This window comes from Chitinophaga sp. 22308 (assembly GCF_052045305.1).
Lineage (GTDB): Bacteria > Bacteroidota > Bacteroidia > Chitinophagales > Chitinophagaceae > Chitinophaga > Chitinophaga varians_A.
Window position 1 is genome coordinate 172816 of the sequence record NZ_JBQEOP010000011.1, and the last position, 18311, is coordinate 191126.

Consider the following 18311-nt stretch of genomic DNA (forward strand, 5'->3'; position numbering starts at 1 on the left):
GGTGTTATCTGAATGCGCTTAACGTTTGAATAGTACCATCGCTGTTATACTTCAGCTCCATTACTTTGACGTTTCTCAGGTGTGTTTTACCCGACAACTGCGTATCATGATAAAACAAATACCATCTATGCCCGATTTGGACAATCGAATGATGGTTGGTCCAGCCGTCAACCGGTTTCAGAATAACCCCCTGATAAGTGAAAGGACCATATGGGCTGTCTCCAACCGCATAAACAATATTGTGTGTATCGCCAGTTGAATAAGAGAAATAATATTTGCCATTGTACTTGTGCATCCAGGCCGCTTCAAAAAAGCGTTTGTCGTTCTCCTGCTCATTATACAGCCGGCCGTTGCTGTCTGTTATTTTTACGGCCAACGGAGCGCTTTCCAGGCTTTTCATGTCCGGGGAGAGTTTTGCCACGCGGGGAAGAATGGCCACTTCATTTTTTTTACGCAACGTTGCAGTGGCGTCATAGCGGTTATTATCCCAGTTTTGCAGTTGTCCTCCCCAGATACCTCCAAAGTACAAATAAAAAGAACCATCATCGTCCCTGAATACACAGGGGTCGATGCTGTAACTTCCGGCAATCGGTTCTTTTTCGGCCACAAAAGGACCAGTCGGTTGTTTGGAAGAAGCAACGCCTATTCTGAATACCCCTTCCTTGTCCTTCGCTGGGAAATATAAATAATATATTCCTTTTGAAAATGCTGCATCCGGTGCCCACAGCTGTTTAGAAGCCCATGGCACGTCATGCACCCGGAGCGCAATCCCATGGTCTGTTACCTTCCCTCCGATGGAGTCCATGGAAAAAATGTGGTAGTCCGCCATCTGGAAATGGTCCCCGTTATCACTTTCCTTCGTATTGGTAGCTGTGTCATGCGAAGGATAGAGATATATTTTTCCGTTGAAGAGATGTGCAGACGGGTCAGCGGTGTAGATATGTGATATCAGCGGGGGCGATGTATACGTTTGCTGCTTGTCATTGGCGAAGGTAAACCAGCTGAAACGGGCGGTGGACGGAGTTTCTCCCGTAAATGCAAACGTCAGCCGGTGCCTGCCGGCAAGCGGCTTCACAGGCACGCTGACCGTCGTATAGTTCAGCAACGGTTCTTCGGGCACGGCCACTGTAGCATAGGGATTCAATGAATCATTATCAAGATACACTTTTATACGCCCTCCGCGGGGCGCCATCCGCAGCAACAGGAATTGATATCCCTTGTCAAAATCCACCTGGTTAAACCGCACCCATGAACCGGCCGTCAAATGGGCTAACTCCTGCTGCCCCGGACCGTCTCCATCATTTCCGGGGACCACACGTGCACCGTAAATGTCATCATACATTTCAGCAGCAATACGGGAGGACGCCTTAAAGAGGTTAGGGGCTCCCTTCCGGGTATCCATATGAAACCAGTCCACATCAACATAACCTCCGTTTTTAAGCGTAGCATAATTAAACAGCGTAAACCGGTTACCAGTAAACATTTTCAGGTTGAACTGCATATTCAGCGTATCACCCAGAGGGATATATGTCCTGTTATCGAAGCTATAACTGAAGTAGGCCTGATCTTTCATGGTATTAACGGAAGCCCTGAAGAACACCCGCTTTTCCTTTCCTATGGCAACACTGTCTTTCCTGCTGCCGCCATGCTCCATCACAATAAACTTTGCCGGCGCTCCGGCGCTGACACCGATAAAGGCATAGGGCAATTGCAAAACAGCAAGTCCCGCCACGTCACCGGCCTTCATTCCGCTGATATCGAATGCTGCGGTGGCTTCGGAGAAAGGGCCAAACATCCGTTGTGTGAGTGAATTCCGCGCATGCAGCAAATCAGCGGCGACGCCGGCGGTAGTGAGCCGCAGATAACCTTTCCGTTTACTTAAAGACCAGGCGCTGTCGTCAGGATTGTGGTTCCAGGCCCATTGTATGCCAGGCTTATCGCCATCAAACTCATCACTGGTGGGAAGTATTTCTACCGGAACGACGGCTTCTGTACGTGGTTTAACATGGGTTACAACCGCTCTTCCGTTTTTTCCGGGGATAGGCCAGCCATCTATCCACTGCACCGGCTGCAAAGTCGGCACTCTTCCTACCCCTCCCCTGTCCTGAAAGATAATACTCCACCATTCCCCCTGGGGCGTTTCGACCAGCGCACCCTGATGAACACCTTTACCATAGAGGTTCATATCATCTTTCAGCACGGTTTTTTCCTCATAGGGGCCGTATATGTTTTTTGACCGGAGGCAAACCTGGTAACCGTCTCCACCACCATAGGTAGCATAGATATAATAGTACCCGTTTTCCTTATAGACATGTGCCCCCTCCAACCCCGGCCGTTGCACCTTGTCAAACACAATACTGTCTCTTCCAATGGGGGCAAGGTTAGCATCCACTTCTGTCACAGACAGTTTAGAATAACCGTGAGCGATGTAGATGCGCCCATCCTCATCAAAAAACAACCCTGGGTCATAGTAGGGCCTTACCAGCTTTTGCACCTCCCAGGGCCCTTCCGCCCTGGCAGCGGTGCACAAAAAACCGCCTTCGTCCAGTGTCATGAATAGTATGTAGAACTTACCCTTGTGATAACGGATACTGCTGGCCCACTGCCCTCTTCCATACCTGTTCCCGCCTTTTAAATCATAAAACGGATGCTGCCTGAACCGCTGCACGGCATTGGCAACATACGTCCAGTTCACCAGATCCTTCGACTGCAGCAATGGCACGCCGGGGAAAAAATACATGGTGGTAGCTACCATATAATAAGTATCTCCCACGCGGATTACATCGTTATCCGGAAAGTCGGACCAGATGACCGGATTGGTGTAAGTGCCGTCTTCATTATCAGACTGCTGCGCATGAAGCGCAGCACTACAAAAGAAAAGGAGTGCTATAACGAGGAATTTCTTATACATCTTTAAAAACATTATTCAGTCATATAGATTCTATGCATGATTGCTTCCGGATAAAACAGTCAGAAGACAAAAATACAAGGGCCGGTACTTTCCCGATAGCACATTTGTTGAAATTGATGGAAAAAATGTCTTTTATACAATTATTATCGTCCAAAACCAATGTATTAAGGCAATTTAGTATCATAATGTTTATAAATTTCATTACAATACTTAAATTGAGATACAAAGGACCACGTTATTACCATTCAACCAACATCTCGTTTTTTAATGATCGCTCCATATGTGTAAATATACATTTACGTTCCTGTGCTGTTTACTATGCCTTGCTAAAACCGGTCGGACCCAAACCGGCCACCTCAACTTCACTTCGCTTACCGCTAAAGACGGATTGGTATCCAATGGGGTAAATGCCATCACGAAGGACCACTATGGTTTGATGTGGTTTGCTACCGATGATGGATTAAATAAATTTGACGGTACACACTTTACTGTTTACCGTCATCGCCCGGATGACGTTTCCAGCCTGAGAGCCAATGAGATACTGACGCTGCATGAAGACGAAGCCGGCAACCTCTGGATAGGTACCAGTGGCGGCGGGCTAAGCTTATACGACCGTAAAAAGGACGCCTTCGTTCACTTCCCCCTGCACGCAGATGCCCCGCAATTGCCCCCTAACGCGGTAATACTGGATATCTCCAGCGATACGTCCGGTAACATATGGATCGCACAGTTCGAACATTTATTTAAGCTCACGCCTGGCAGCCGTCATATTTCCCAGATCAATCTGGTAGCTGGAGAAGAGGGCCAGGAGACAAAACTGAATCCCCGCTGCCTTTTTGTTGACCGAAATCAACAGATCTGGATTGGTACCACCCATGGCCTGTACCGATATGCCCCTTCCACAGGCGCCATAAAACGGATAGCCAACAACAAAGCCGGGTGTACCAGCCTGGATAACGAGATCAAGTCAATTACAGGCGACCATGACGGGCAGATATGGGTTGGCACTGCTACAGGATTGTATACATTGCAACCCGATGGCAACAGCATCTCCCCTTATCATATCATCCCGCTCCTGAACAATAAATTAATTAACTGCATCAGGCCTGACAGAGACCATCAGCTATGGATTGGTACCGAAGAAGGGCTCATGGTACTAAATACCCGGACAAACACTATTGATCAATATCTTCCCTCCGATGAAAACATTTACAGTCTTACCAACCAATCGATAAGATGTATCTATAACGACGAACAGGGCATTTATTGGTTAGGCACTTTCAGAGGTGGGATTAATAAATATGACAAGAATCTGCACCTCTTTAATTTTAAACCAGGCAGCGCTTTTCATGAAAATAGCCGTCAGTCGTCCATTGTCACTGCCTTTGCGGAAAACAGCGAAGGCAATGTTTTTGTGGCCACTGACGGCGGAGGCATGTTTGAATTCAACCGCAAAACAGGGAAAGTCCGTCCAATTGACATCCCGCTGCCGGTAAAGGGTAATAAAGCGGCCATTATGGCCCTCCAGTACACCCGCGACAAAAAACTATACATCGGCACGTATGCATTGGGCCTGCTCATCATAAACAGTGCTACCGGCAGCTATAAATACCTTACAAAAGTCGCGGGGAGCGACCATCCCGGCGCCAATGATATTTTTTGCCTAAAGGAAGACAGTAAAGGCAACGTTTGGGTTGGCACCAACGGAGAAGGGCTCAACGTTCTCAAAAATGAGCAGGTCGTTACCAGGTATACACCTCATCCGGACCCCACCAGGCCCAATGAGAAAAAGCTGCCGTTTAACGGATATATCAGGGCTATTGAGGAAGATACAGAAGGCAATATCTGGATCGGCACCCATGGAGGCGGCGTTGGCGTTTATCATCCGGGCACGGGCCAGTGGGACATCTATACGCAAAGCAACAGCCTGTTGCCCAGTGATAAAGTGCAAACATTGCTGTGCGACAGTAAAGGCCGTATGTGGGCAGGCACCTTTGGCGGCCTGAGTTATTTTGACAAAACGCAAAAACGGTTTATCAATTTCTCCGAAAAAGACGGGCTGCAAAACGTGACCATTTACAAAATCATTGAAGATAAAAGCGGTATTATCTGGCTAAGTACCAATATGGGCATCAGCAGTTTTCATGTTGAGTCAAAAAAGTTCAGAAACTATACACGCTATAACGGCGTTCAAAATAACAACTTCGTTCATAATTCCGGGATACGCCTATCTGACGGAGACCTGATGTTCGGCGGACTGGAAGGCATTAATTACTTTACGCCCTCCGACCTTACCCTCAATAAACATGCGCCGGCCGTACTGCTGACAGATTTAAAGGTATCCAACAAATCGATACTTCCCGATGAGGACGGTCCCCTTACAGCACATATTGCTGTAGCCGACAACATCCGCCTGGCCTACAAACAAAACTTTGTCATCAGTTTTGTGGCGCTCAACTACACGCTCCCTACAGAAAACCACTACGCCTACAAACTCGATGGGTTTGATAAAGACTGGAACTATACCGGCACAGCCAACAGTGCCGCCTATACGAACCTTGATCCCGGAGAATACACCTTCCACGTCAAAGCCGCTAACAACGATGGAATCTGGAGCAGCCGGGACACCACCATAAAAATCCACGTCCGCCCGCCTTTTTGGCGTACTATCTATGCATACGTCTTTTATGTCTGCGCCATTTGCCTGTTATTGCTATATAGCCGTTACCTCGGCATTAAGCGGATAAGGAAAAAATTCCTGCTGGAACAGGAAAGGCTGGAAGTAAAAAGACTACAAGACATCGACCGGCTTAAAATTAAATTCCTCACTAACCTCAGCCATGATTTCAGAACACCCATTTCACTGATCATGGGCCCGGTGGAACAGCTCATTAGCGGAGAAAGCAGCGGTCCCCGCCTCGACAGGCTAAACATGATCAAAAGAAATTCCAGGCGGCTGCTTAACCTGGTCAACCAATTACTGGACTTCAGGAGAATGGAAGAACAGGAGCTAAAACTACAGCCGACAGCGGGAGATTTTGTAGCTTTTATCAGGGAGGTTACAGACTCTTTCCGTGATTTTGCCGAAAGAAAGAACATACAATTCACTTTTATCAGTGGCCCCGAAGTACTGTATGTTCTATTTGACCATGACAAAACAGAACGTATCCTTTTCAATCTGCTCTCCAATGCCTTTAAGTTTACATCAGAAAAAGGCGCGGTTACCGTCACGCTGCAGCTGTTAAAGGAAGATGAAGCTGCCTGCCGGCAATGGGTCCGGATAACAGTAAAAGATACCGGCATCGGCATTCCCAAAGATAAAAAAGACAGGATCTTCGAACATTTCTTTCAGACAGATACCGCTTCCACCATATTAAACCAGGGAATCGGCATAGGTCTGTCTATTACGAAAGAATTTGTAACAATACACGGCGGCACAATTGAGGTAGACAGCGAACCGGGACAGGGCGCTACTTTCACCATAGAACTGCCTCTGAAAGCGGTTGCAGAAATCCCGGCGAAACAGGCGCCGCCTGACCATCCGTTGTTGTCCGTGGCTGAAACAACACCGCAGGAACAGGAAGCAGCAGCATCGCAGGCCCGCAGGGAATTGCCAGACAGTCAGGACAAGGCTGTTGTACTCATCGTGGAAGACAATGACGACTTCCGGTTCTATCTTAAAGATAACCTTTGCAGGAATTACAAAATAATAGAAGCCGCTAATGGGAAAGACGGCTGGCAAAAAGCCCTGTTACAGCATCCGCATTTGATCGTCAGTGATATCACTATGCCGCAAATGGATGGCATCAGCTTATTGCAGAAGTTAAAGTCGGACAAAAGGACCAGTCATATACCGGTGATATTGCTCACCGCACTTACTCATGAGGCCCAACAGATCGCAGGACTGGCTACAGGCGCCAACGACTATATTACCAAACCATTTAACTTCGAAATACTGCATGCCAAGATCAGAAACCTCCTGCATCTCAACTACACCCTGAAAAACACGTATACCAAACAAATAAAATTACTTGCGCCTGAAATTGAAAAGGTATCATCGGAAGAAAAGTTAATGGCGCGGATTGCAAGCCACCTGGAAGAAAACCTGACAGATTCCCAACTTTCGGTCGAAAGCCTGAGCAAGGAACTAGGGATGAGCAGGAGTTCGCTGTACAATAAATTATTGGAATTAACCGGCCAGACCCCGGTAGAATATATCCGGTCTTACCGTTTGGAAAAAGCCGCCATGCTGATGAAAAAAAGTGACCTGACCATTGCTGAAATCGCCTATCAGGTGGGCTTCTCCACGCCCAACTATTTCGCCAAATCATTCAAGGCAAAATACAATGTGCTGCCCTCCGAATTTATGGCGAGGATGCAAAGGGATAAGGCGCTTGAGTAATCAAACAGCAAAAATGATAACAGTCCCGTGGTAAACAGGGGCTGTTATCATAATGTGCTTTCGTCAGAGGTGAAATATTATTTACTCACAGGCGTAAATGTTTCCATGGTGACAGACCGGTCCCTGAGTACCAGCGTGTCCGATGAAGACACCTGCATACCAGGCAGGGTAACCTGGTAGGTAAGGTAAAGCGCATCGCGGTCTTTGTTTCCCCAGCTGTTCTTCTCTCCCCTCTTTACAAATTGTCCATCTCCCGTAGCGCTGATATTGGCGGTTGCTGCAGAAACCGTACATTTCCCGCTGTCCTGGAAAGTGAGCAGCAACGTACAGTTGATGTTATTGCCGTCTTTGTCTTTGTATACTACCGGAAACTCCAGTTCCTTCATGGACCTCGTACTTAACTTATTGACTTCATCTTTTTCCACATACTCCTTATGCCGCACGATGGTTTGATTTACGCTTCCTGATATGACATCTTTCCCTCTGCGCAGGTAGTTACCATGCCACTCATTCACGTATTTGACGGCATACAGAATAAAATCTTTTCCGCTCAGGACAGAATCTGCGCCTGATTTATCGGTTATACGTAATGGAATCACATAGGTATTCTTGATTGCCTTCGGATCATTAAAAAAGGCGTCTGCCAGCTGCACTTCCACGCCACCGGCCAGGCTGCCTTTGGGGATAATGATTTTGTTGTCTGCCAGTGAATAATATTTAGCGGGCATGGGCAGAATTTCATCTTTACCGGCGCCAAACAGCAACCCGTTCCCCAACAGGGTATTATCTACCGCTATACTGATGTTCACGTCGTTTTTACTGTAATAAACACCACCCGTTGCAGCCATGATTTTACATTTCCGCTGGTTATCCAGCTCTGTGCTGAAGATATCTTCTCCGAAAGTAATGGTGCGCACGGGGTATTGATAAGCGAAGTATACCGTTTGATAAGGATAGTCGGGGAACGTTACGTTTTTGTTACATGCTGCGAGCAGCAGTAATACCACGGGCATTAAAAACTTTTTCATCTTTGCTGTTTTCAAAAAATCAATTAAAAATGATCACCTGTCCTGCTTTTTATTAACGCCAGCCTTTGTTTTGTTCCAGCGCGCCAAACTTCAGTATTTCTCCATAAGGTATGGGGCCATAAGCCATGAATGGCTGGAACTGCCTGGGCTCCACATTTATCACGGCCGGAACGTTATTTTTTATGCTCACCCCCCTGGCCGTTTCGCCAAGGTCCACCTTCCAGCGGCGCAGGTCCCAGAAGCGAAATCCTTCAAAGCACAATTCTATTCTCCGCTCATTCCTGATAAGGTCTCTCATCAGATCTTTACTGCCTTTCGCTTCTTCCAGCCAGGCATCGCCATTGGTAGTGCCTACACCGGCTCTTTTCCGGATAGCCCTGATCACATCATAGGCGGAGATGCCATACCTTCCGGCTCCTAACGGGCCCCAGGCTTCATTGGCCGCCTCTGCGTAGTTGAGAAAAATTTCCGAATACCGGATATGCGGCTTGTAGTGCCGCTGGTTGTTGGTGGAAGTAGGATTCAGGTTTACATCCTGCCGCAACAGCTTGCGGAGGTAATAACCGGTCCTGGTAGATGTTCCCACTATGTTGAGCCCATCATTTGTGCCACCGTCCGCAGCAGTACTGATAACGGTATTATTCGGACCGGCGGTGCCGCCATTCACTAAAATAAACATGCGCAGCCGGGGGTCCCTGTTGGCGTATGGTTTCGTTGCATCGTAACCGCTGCCGGTATTGGTAATCGGTATTCCGTTAGCCATAGGAAAGGCGTCTACCAGGTTTTGTGTTGGATTGATACGCCCGTTGCCGAACAGTCCCGGTGGATAGTTAGCCTGCTCCAGGTCGCGGTTATCGCCGTAATTGTTCCTCCAGAGTATTTCAGCGGGGTTGGCGCCATCAGCGAGACCGGCAATTTCGCTCGCATTGGCATACCAGGTGAGGCCATTGGATGCCAAAGCACTGACGCCTCCTTTCAGATAAAGCACTTCCCCAGCGTAGTCGGCCGCATCTGCCCAGGTGGTGGTGTTACCTGCGCTAAAAGCCGGGCTGGCAGCCAGCAATGCGGCCTTTGACCGGATTGCCTTTGCTACGCGCCCGGTGAAAAATCCCCGGAAAGCGGAGCCGAAAGCACGGTCATACTGCTCTTTGGTAATAGTGCCGTACTTAGCAGGAATGAATGCCGCACTGGCAATATTTTCGTAATCCAGCGGAAGCAAATCATCCGCCATAGACAGGTCGCTGTAAATTTGCTTCATACAAGCCTCAAAGGTAGCCCTGGGCGTATTGAAATCAGCATTAGGTCCCTGTACTGCGGTAATAATGGGCACTCCCAGCACAGCGCCGCTTTCAGATACACCGGCGTGGGCCTGCAGCAGATGGTAATAGAAAAGCGCGCGCAAACCGGCGGCCTCCCCTTTTATCCGCATGGCAAATAATTTACTTACTATGGGATCTGACACCCAGCGTACCGTATCCACGTCGCGCAATACGATGTTAAGATACTGGATAGCCGCATAGGCGTTGGTCCACTGGCTCAACGGATTGTTATTGGCCGTCCACTGTCCGTTCGCTATTTTCAGAAAACTGTTGCTCTGGTCATTTGTCACTGCGTCGTCAGTGGCCACATCATTAAATGACCAGGAATTAGTGGGTATCCGATTATAGCCGTTGAGTAATACGCCAAATGGCAGCGCCGCGTCATTGGGAGGATATTTACCCGGATTCAGGTCCCGGATATTTTCAATCTCCGGCACCAGCAGATCTTTGCAACCAGCCACCAGCAACAGACAGGCAAGTAAAATGACAATATTTATTTTCATAAAACGGGAACTTAATTATGCGAATGAAAAAGTTTAAAATGATCCCTTTATACCCAGATTATACAGGCGTGTTTGCGGAGCACCGCCTACGTTCATTTCCAACACTTTTCGTTCTGCCGATATCGTTAGCAGGTTAAAAGCACTGACATATACTCCCATTTCTTTCAACACTTTCTTTTTACCCAGCAAACCGCTCATATCATAGGAAACCTGCACTTTCTCCAGGTCTATGCGATTGGTTTTATACAACCAGAAATCTGAATTGCGGAAATTATTATCGCTGGCGAGCGTCGTCAGACGGGGATAGTTGGCGATTTCCGCTGTTTCCGGTGTCCAGCGGTCTCTCACGATAGTGGAATATTTACTTTCTCCGGCAACCCAAAACCAGGAATTATTCTTCATATCATATGCGCCAAAGCGGCCCACCCCCAGGGCCAGAAAAGAGAAATTCCTCCACCTGGCGCTCAGATTGATGCCCAGTGTAAGCGGAGAACCAAACCAACCGGCACGGCCGAGGTACACTTCATCACGGGCATCAATGATCCCGTCACCGTTTTGATCTTTATATTTGATATCACCCGGTTTTACCTGGCCAAAAGCCTGGGCAGGAGAATTTTTAATATCATTCTCATCACGGAAAAACCCCTGGCTTTGTAATCCCCATATGGCATCCAGTGGTTTCCCCTGGCGGCGTTGATAGACGTCAGCATATAATTCTGCTCGTTTCGTGGCTATAGTTTTGTAGTAACTACCTACCAGTCCGATGGTATAGCTAACCTCTCTCAACTTATTATTAAAACTGAGGTTGAAGTCAAAGCCGACCCGCTTATCATCATTATAATTGATATAGGGAATGAAGGAGGATAACGGGAACCCGGTGGTAAAATAGGAAGGATAAAGTACATCCGGCTGTATGATGTTGCCGGTGATTTTATTGATAAAGAAATTACCGTTCAGCTTTATCAACTGATGAAAGAAAGAGCCATCCAGGCCAATGCTGAATTCTTCTCTCTTAGGGAAACGCATATCAGGGTTAGCTCCCCGGCGCGACTCGGTAGCCTGTACACCGGTACCGTCTTTCCAGCCAAACCAGCTGCCCTGGGTGGTATAGGCCCCCTGGTACAAATAGTAGGATAAAATATCCAGATCAGTGTGCAACACCCCTGCCGCAGCAGTCAAACGAAGGTCATCGATGGCTGATACGCTCCGCAGAAAAGGTGCATTACTGATTCGCCAGCCGAGTGTCACTGTTGGAGAAAAAGCATTCCGGTTTCCTACCGGCAGTTTCGCACTGTGCACCATAGCGCTGCTCAAATCAACATAGTAGGTATTGCTGAAATTATAGCCCAGCTGCAAACCCAGGTTGGCATTACTGGTGCGATGATAAACCGCAGACTCTGACTGCTGAAAACCATTCACCAGCAAAACAGCCGAGAGATGATGCTTATCACCGATAGTATTCAGGTAATTGAACTGACCGGTGGCAGCAATGGTTTGACGGTACCAGCTGTTGCTCACATTCTGCACACCGGACGTCGCATCTTGTCCATACTGCGTAAGACTGCTGATCACATCCTTATCGGAAGACGTGCTCCACGTTGGCGCATATACGGCATAACTGTTATTATAAGCGAGATTATAAGATGTATTATAATCCACCGCAAACGTAGCGTGGAAGGAAAGCCCTTTCAGCAAATTCCTGAGGTCTGCATTCACACCGGTATTAAACAGGAATTGCCGGCTTATATACCGGTTGTTGCCACCGGCATAGATAGCGGCAAAAGGATTGGTCTGGTCCAGCTGCGTGCCGCCCAGCAGATACTTTCCGTCAATAATATGGTTACTGTTCTTCACCAGCACATTGGGTGCTTCATCATCCGGCCGTAGCATATCTATAGGAACAAGCGGCGCAAAACGATAAGGCCGCAACGTGGCCGCACTGCTCCAATAATCGGTATTTACGCCTCTTCCGGTATAAAAGATGGCGCCGGCATCTATATTACAGGAAATATAATCATTCAGGTTAACGTCTACGTTACCACGCAGATTGAGGCGGTCCGATTTCCCATTTTGGCGGGCCTCTCCAAAGTTGAGCAATGATCCGGTAGTCTGATAGCCGATATTGGTATAATAGCGGGCTTTATTATTTCCACCGGATATCTCTGCCGTGAGATCGTAACGGCTAAAGAATTTTTTAAGGTATTCATCTGAATAATAATCTACGTCGGGATACCTGTATTTATTTTTACCGGAGGCATATTGGGCAATAGTTTCAGGGGTGTACAGGTCTGTGAGCCCGTCATTGCGGCGTGCCTCATTATAGAGCGTCATATACTCGGCTGATCCCAGGTATGCGGGATAGGCTTTAGGCACCATGGTCCCTCCATTTGCCCTTACGTCTATCCGCTGGTTGCCGGCTTTTCCTCTTTTCGTAGTAATATATATCACGCCTTTCGCAGCCCGGCTGCCATATAATGCTACTGCATTCACCCCTTTGAGAAATGAAATCTGTTCTATTTCAGTGGGCAACACATTGGTGGCCTCGCGGGGTACTCCGTTGATCACGAGCAGGTAACTTCCCATTCCCCACATACTATTGCCGTTAAAACCATTGGCCCAGCTCTCCATATTTTCGAGGCTGTAGTTCATATAGTTTTGTGTCATTTGTGATGCTACGTCCACCACTGAAATGCCACCCGGCAGTTCATTTTTATTCAATCTGCGGAATGCCGCCTGCGCGGTATTGCTGTCAGGAGGATTTGATATAATGATGCCAGTAGTGTCCTGTGCCTGTGCCGTCTGCACGAGGCCGGTCAATACAATAGCGGCTATTAATGCTTTCATCTGGTTCATGAATTTTTGAAATTAGCGGTAACGGTACAAGCAGGAACTGCGCGTTTTACCAACCGGGGTTCTGTTTAAAATCCAGGTACATATTGGCATCAGCATTTTTCAGCGGCAGCCAATAGTGTTTCTCTGAATATTTCCGCTCCAGGATTACAGCTTCACGTAAGTTGAGCACCTTGTTATTCCTGGGATCGGCCGTATTGAATGTGGACGACCGGTCAAATTCTACTGACTTCTTCAATGTATACGGCCGCTGTATCAGCAACATCCACCTTCTCAGATCATTAAAACGATGACCTTCAAAAGCGAGTTCCACTGCCCGTTCGCGCCGGACTTCGCTCATAAATTCGTCCAGCGCGCCGGTAAAGCGCGCAGCCACATGTCCTGCTCCCGCCCGGTCACGGATGGTATTGATGGCGTCTAATGCAGTTTTGTTATAATTACCGGATTTTCCTGCCGCAGAACCATACCCTTCAGCAGCCGCTTCTGCATACATCAGGTACACATCTGCCAGACGCATGTAAGGCAGATGGATATTGAGTGCCTTGTCGTAGCTCCAGCCGTTGTCAAACCGATTAGCGGTCATGGGTACAAACTTGTGGAGTAAATAACCGGACCGGCTGGCGCTGCTGACATCGCGGTAACTGCCACCGGTGAAGAGATTCGCATAGCGGTTGTTTTCATCCGTGGTGGCGCCCTGCACACATTTCACGCCATCGAAAACGATATCATTATAAAAACGGGGGTCCCTTCCCTTCCAGGGATATGCCGGATCGTAACCCGATTCCGGGTCTGCCTGTGTGATGTCTTTAATGGGCAGCCCGTTAGCCATGCCATAGTAATCCACATAGTTGGCAGTTGGCGCAAAGGTGATGGTTTCTCCTGTCAGCAAAGCGGAGCCATACTGTTTTGCGGTGCCATAGGTAGAGCCATGTGCGCCGTAGTAAGGGCCGCGAAAAATAGCTTCCGTGCCTCCCGGCATCAGCCAGTTCTGACCGGCGCTATAGAAATTAGTATAGTACTTTGAAAAATCCACAAGGCTGTAAGGCGCGTCGCCCGACTCGCAGCGTTGCAATAGTTCACCAAAAGCCTCGGCCGCCTTCTGACAGTAGGTTGCGTTATATGCTTTACTGCCACTAGATACATAATTCATCAGGGGACTTCCTGCCCACAGATAATTTTTACCGAGGTAACCCAGTGCCATGATCTTATTAATGCGCAGCTGATTTTTTCCCAGCGTCCTTTTACCGGCGGTAGTATTGTCCCAGTTCACCGGCAGTAGCCTTGCCGCCTCGGCGAAATCGGCGGCGGCCTTATCTGCACATTCGCTGTATTTGAGGCGGGGCAGTGTTAACTTCTGATCGCCGGGAAGTACTTTATCAATGTACGGCAGGCCACCGAAATACTGAATGAACATAAAATGAAACCATCCCCTGAAAAACAACAGCTGGCCTTTGATGAGGTCTTTTTCTTCCTGGGTGGCATCGGTGAGATAATTGAGATTCTCGAGGCCCATATTGGCTTTACGAATGCCGTACCAGCCCAGCTTCCACAATGATTTTGCAAACCGGTCGTCATTGGTGCTGGTATTGTTCCGGTCCATCCAGCCAGCCTGCCAGCCGTCGAACTGCGATTGCCAGCCCCAGAAATCACCGTTATCTATTTTTATAATGAAGTGAAAATCGCGCGAGGTCGATTGAATTTCATCTTCGCCCCAGTTCCAGGAATTTGTCCAGTAAGCGTTGGTAAAATCCGGTATACAATGATAGAGTTCTTCCGTATATCCCTGGAAACTGATGAAGGTTTTAAAGGCATTATCTGCCGATACGACAGATTGTGGTTCCCTGTCGAGGAATTTTGTGCAGGATGCCAGGCCAAGAAAGACAGTCAAGCCCAAGGTGGCCACTAACAGCTTTATATATTTATTCACAACGGTCATATTTAGAAGGTTAAATTGGCGCCGAGATTATAACGTTTTACAGTGGGGTAAGCTCCCTGCGATGCCCAACCGGTACCGGCAAAGTTTGATTCACGGTCATCCGGCATTTTGCTCCAGGCCGCCAGGTTATTGCCGTTGAGATATAGTCTCAGCGATTCAAGTCCCGCACGTTTGATAAATCCAGTATTAAACGTATAGGCAATTTCAGCGTTCTTTAATCGCAGATAGGAACCATCAAACATATATTGCGTACCCCGGTAATAATCTGCCGGCGTTGACAACCAGCGGGGCATTGGCACGTCTGCACCGGGGTTGTTCTTTGACCAGTAAGTGCCTTCATTATAAACGGTGTGGCCCTGGGATGACAGGCTGTTAAAGACCACCTGACGGGTAACGTCATTGGCCGCATAGAATTGAACAAAGACACTCAGCCCTTTCCAGTCTACGCCCAAAGTGGCATTATAGGTATTGGCAGGCCAACCGCTATGCCCGTAAGGGATATTGTCGCGTGCATCAATCACCCCATCGCCATTGTAATCCACGAGATAGTAATTGCCCGGTAACTTCTGATTATCGTTGGTATTGTGCATGGTACTCCCGTACAGCTCATCCCAGGTGTTATAAAATCCCTGGCTTACGTAAGAATAGGTCTGACCAATCTGCATGCCTTCTGATTTCTGATAGGCCGGCAACAATGCGGGGTTATCAGCCTCGATGATTTTATTTTTTGTATGGGTCATATTCAGATCGGCCCAAACCCGGGTTTGTTTAGTTGCCTGGTAGTTAAAATGCAGCTCCAGCTCATAACCCTGGGAATTTACCCTGCCCAGATTAGCCACGGGTGGCGTGGCACCGTAATAAGAAGGTACAGAAGTGCGGTTGGCCAATAATATTTTAGAGCGCTTATCCTGGAAGAAATCGGCTTTGCCTTTTATAAATCCATTGAATAATTCAAAGTCGGTACCTACGTTGATTTTTTCCGCCTGCTCCCATTGCACGTTGGGATTACCTACAGCGGCTTCCCGGTACCAGTTGTACGGGCTTTGCTCAGCGCCTTCACCAGTGGTGCCCAGTCGTGCCTGACCACCGTATGCCCAGTCAGTGAGGTATAGGAAGCGGCCCGCCACGTTATCAAAACCTGTTTGTCCGTATGAAGCACGGATTTTCAGCAGGTCAAGGAACCTGATGTTCTGCATGAATTTCTCATTGGAAACGATCCAGTTCACGCCGCCGGACGAAAAGAAGGCAAAACGGTATTTAGGCGCAAATTTCTCGGAGCCGTTATAGGCGCCATTGTACTCAAATGTATACTTGTCGTTGTAGGTATAAGTGGTACGAAACACCCAATCTTCCCGGTACGAAGGTATCATGCTGCCATAGGCTGTAACATTACGGTTCAGCAGCCCCATGGCAGTTACATTGTGTTTTTTCGCAATTGTCCTGGCATAATTCAGCTGCAACTGGTAGAACAACCTGCGCTGGTTATCGGTCACCGCACCTGCCGCCGGCGTCCATTTTGCCCCTTCCTGGAAATCGAAATTAGTAACGCCGTCAAAGGCGCTTCTGTAAAATACATTTCCTGTAGCCGGATCAATCCATTTCCGTTGCACATCATTGTAAAGATCATTTACTCCTCTGTTACTTTCCACAAAAGTGTTGTCCATAGAAAGCGTGCCGTTAAACTTCAGTCCATGGAGTAGCATATCCAGGTTTTGTTCAACCGTAAAATCGGTGGTAATGCGGGTAGTGGTCTGATATTGAATACCGCCAACCGCCAGGTTTCTCGCCGAATTCTCCGCCCTTCCTTCATTAGGCGCATAATATCCCCAGGAACCGTCGGCATATACCGGCAGGAACACGTCAGGTGCAGTGGTATAGGCGTCTATCCATGATCCGTACTGGTTTCCTGAAAATCCCCATGGACTTTTCCTTACGCCATACGACCCGGCAAGATTTACTTTAAAGAGCGTGGAAGGCGTTAATTGAAAATCCAGGTTAGACCGGACATTCACGCGGTTGAAGCCGAAACCGGGTTTATACCCGCGTTTGTTATCATAAATTTTGAAAAGATCGGCTTCATGCAGAAAGTCCGCGCTGGTGAAGTATTTGACAAAACGTGTTCCTCCGCTGATATTCACATTGGCATTTTGTGACATCGCGTAATTTTTGAATAAGGTTTTTGCCCAGTCTACATTAGGATAACGTTCTGCTTCTTCCAGGTTAGCCGGATGCCGGTATTTATCTAAAATGGCCTGGGGGTAATAGTTATTCCAGCTTTCAGGCTTTAATGCCAGTTCATACTCGATAGCTTCATTAACGGTACGCAGGGCATTATAGGAATCTACCTTGCCGGGTAATTTAGAAGGAGCTTTCAGTGTGGTGTTGACCGTTGCACGGATCGAGGCCTTCCCTGTTTTTCCTCTTTTGGTGGTAATGAGGATAACGCCGTTGGCGCCCCGTGAACCAAATACCGCGGTTGCCGAAGCATCTTTCAAAACCGTTACAGTTTCTACAGACCCAATATCCACACTGTTCATTGGACGTTCCACCCCATCCACCAGTATCAGCGGGTTGCTGTTATTCCAGGTGCTGAGACCGCGGATAATCAGCTGGGGATCTTCTTCGCCGGGCAGGCCGGTGCTTTGGGCGGTAATCAGCCCGGGCACATTTCCGGTGAGGGCAGCACCGATATTTGATACGCCGCCGGCCCGTTCAAGCACCTTGCCGGAAGTCTGCGAAACAGCAGCAACCACACTGGCCTGTTTCTGACGGCCATAACCCACCACTACTACATCTTCCAGACCAACCACCTTGTCTTTCATGTGAACAGTTATCTCCGGCCGGTTTAGGATATTTACTTCCTGGGTCACTTTTCCTATGTAACTAAAAACGAGCACCTGTTTGCCGGACGGAACATGAACGAGGAACTTTCCATCACCGTCAGTACTGGTGCTGACCTTCGTTTCTTTTACCAGTATCGTTATACCAGGGATGGGCGTCTTTTTTTCATCCAGCACTACTCCCCGGACCACACCTGCATCCTGGGCGTGCAATGGTGAATAGCCGGGTACTGCCGACAGCATTAGCGCCATCAGTGCCAGCCATTTCCATGACATCTGCGAAAGAATCATTTTAAACATGGAATTCAGAATATTTAATGTTAGGGCAATACGGGTCCTGACAGCCGGTAAAAGGCCGTCACGCCGGAAAACCGGCAGGAACAATCACAATGCGATAAAAGACAGTATCGTTACAGAGATACGGATACTACCTGGTCAGGAATGAAACTGAAATTGGTTGATACGGGACGTGGTAACCCGGGTGCATTGAAATTTCATAAGTAATCATTTAACGTTTAAGTG

Annotated in this window: 7 protein-coding genes; 1 reads left to right on the forward strand and 6 read right to left on the reverse strand. The window is 48.0% G+C overall.

Translation table 11 applies throughout. The features are described 5' to 3' along the window. Positions 1-4: 4 nt before the first annotated feature. A complete protein-coding gene (locus tag ACTJJS_RS32415) occupies positions 5-2911 on the reverse strand; it encodes a family 43 glycosylhydrolase (protein ID WP_440668081.1) in 2907 nt (968 codons plus the stop codon). A gap of 280 nt (positions 2912-3191) precedes the next feature. Here ACTJJS_RS32415 and ACTJJS_RS32420 point away from each other — a divergent pair, with 280 nt between their 5' ends. Continuing rightward, positions 3192-7313: a hybrid sensor histidine kinase/response regulator transcription factor gene (locus ACTJJS_RS32420; RefSeq protein ID WP_440668082.1), complete on the forward strand. Its 4122-nt coding sequence runs from the start codon at positions 3192-3194 to the stop codon at positions 7311-7313. Between the two features lie 77 nt (positions 7314-7390). Here ACTJJS_RS32420 and ACTJJS_RS32425 read toward each other — a convergent pair whose 3' ends face one another. From ACTJJS_RS32425 to ACTJJS_RS32445, 5 genes are read right to left on the reverse strand one after another with little or no spacing between them, the layout of a single operon-like run. Continuing rightward, on the reverse strand, positions 7391-8341 hold the full coding sequence (locus ACTJJS_RS32425) for a DUF5627 domain-containing protein (RefSeq protein WP_440668084.1): 951 nt from the start codon (positions 8339-8341) through the stop codon (positions 7391-7393). Between the two features lie 52 nt (positions 8342-8393). After that, positions 8394-10163 (reverse strand): RagB/SusD family nutrient uptake outer membrane protein, encoded by a 1770-nt coding sequence (locus ACTJJS_RS32430; protein WP_440668085.1) that lies wholly within the window; start codon positions 10161-10163, stop codon positions 8394-8396. Positions 10164-10196: 33 nt separating this feature from the next. Further along, complete coding sequence (locus ACTJJS_RS32435; RefSeq protein ID WP_440668087.1) at positions 10197-13007, reverse strand: SusC/RagA family TonB-linked outer membrane protein; 2811 nt, start codon at positions 13005-13007, stop codon at positions 10197-10199. 55 nt (positions 13008-13062) lie between these two features. Continuing rightward, on the reverse strand, positions 13063-14940 hold the full coding sequence (locus ACTJJS_RS32440) for a RagB/SusD family nutrient uptake outer membrane protein (RefSeq protein ID WP_440668089.1): 1878 nt from the start codon (positions 14938-14940) through the stop codon (positions 13063-13065). A gap of 11 nt (positions 14941-14951) precedes the next feature. Further along, a complete protein-coding gene (locus ACTJJS_RS32445) occupies positions 14952-18089 on the reverse strand; it encodes a SusC/RagA family TonB-linked outer membrane protein (protein ID WP_440668091.1) in 3138 nt (1045 codons plus the stop codon). Positions 18090-18311: the final 222 nt, after the last annotated feature.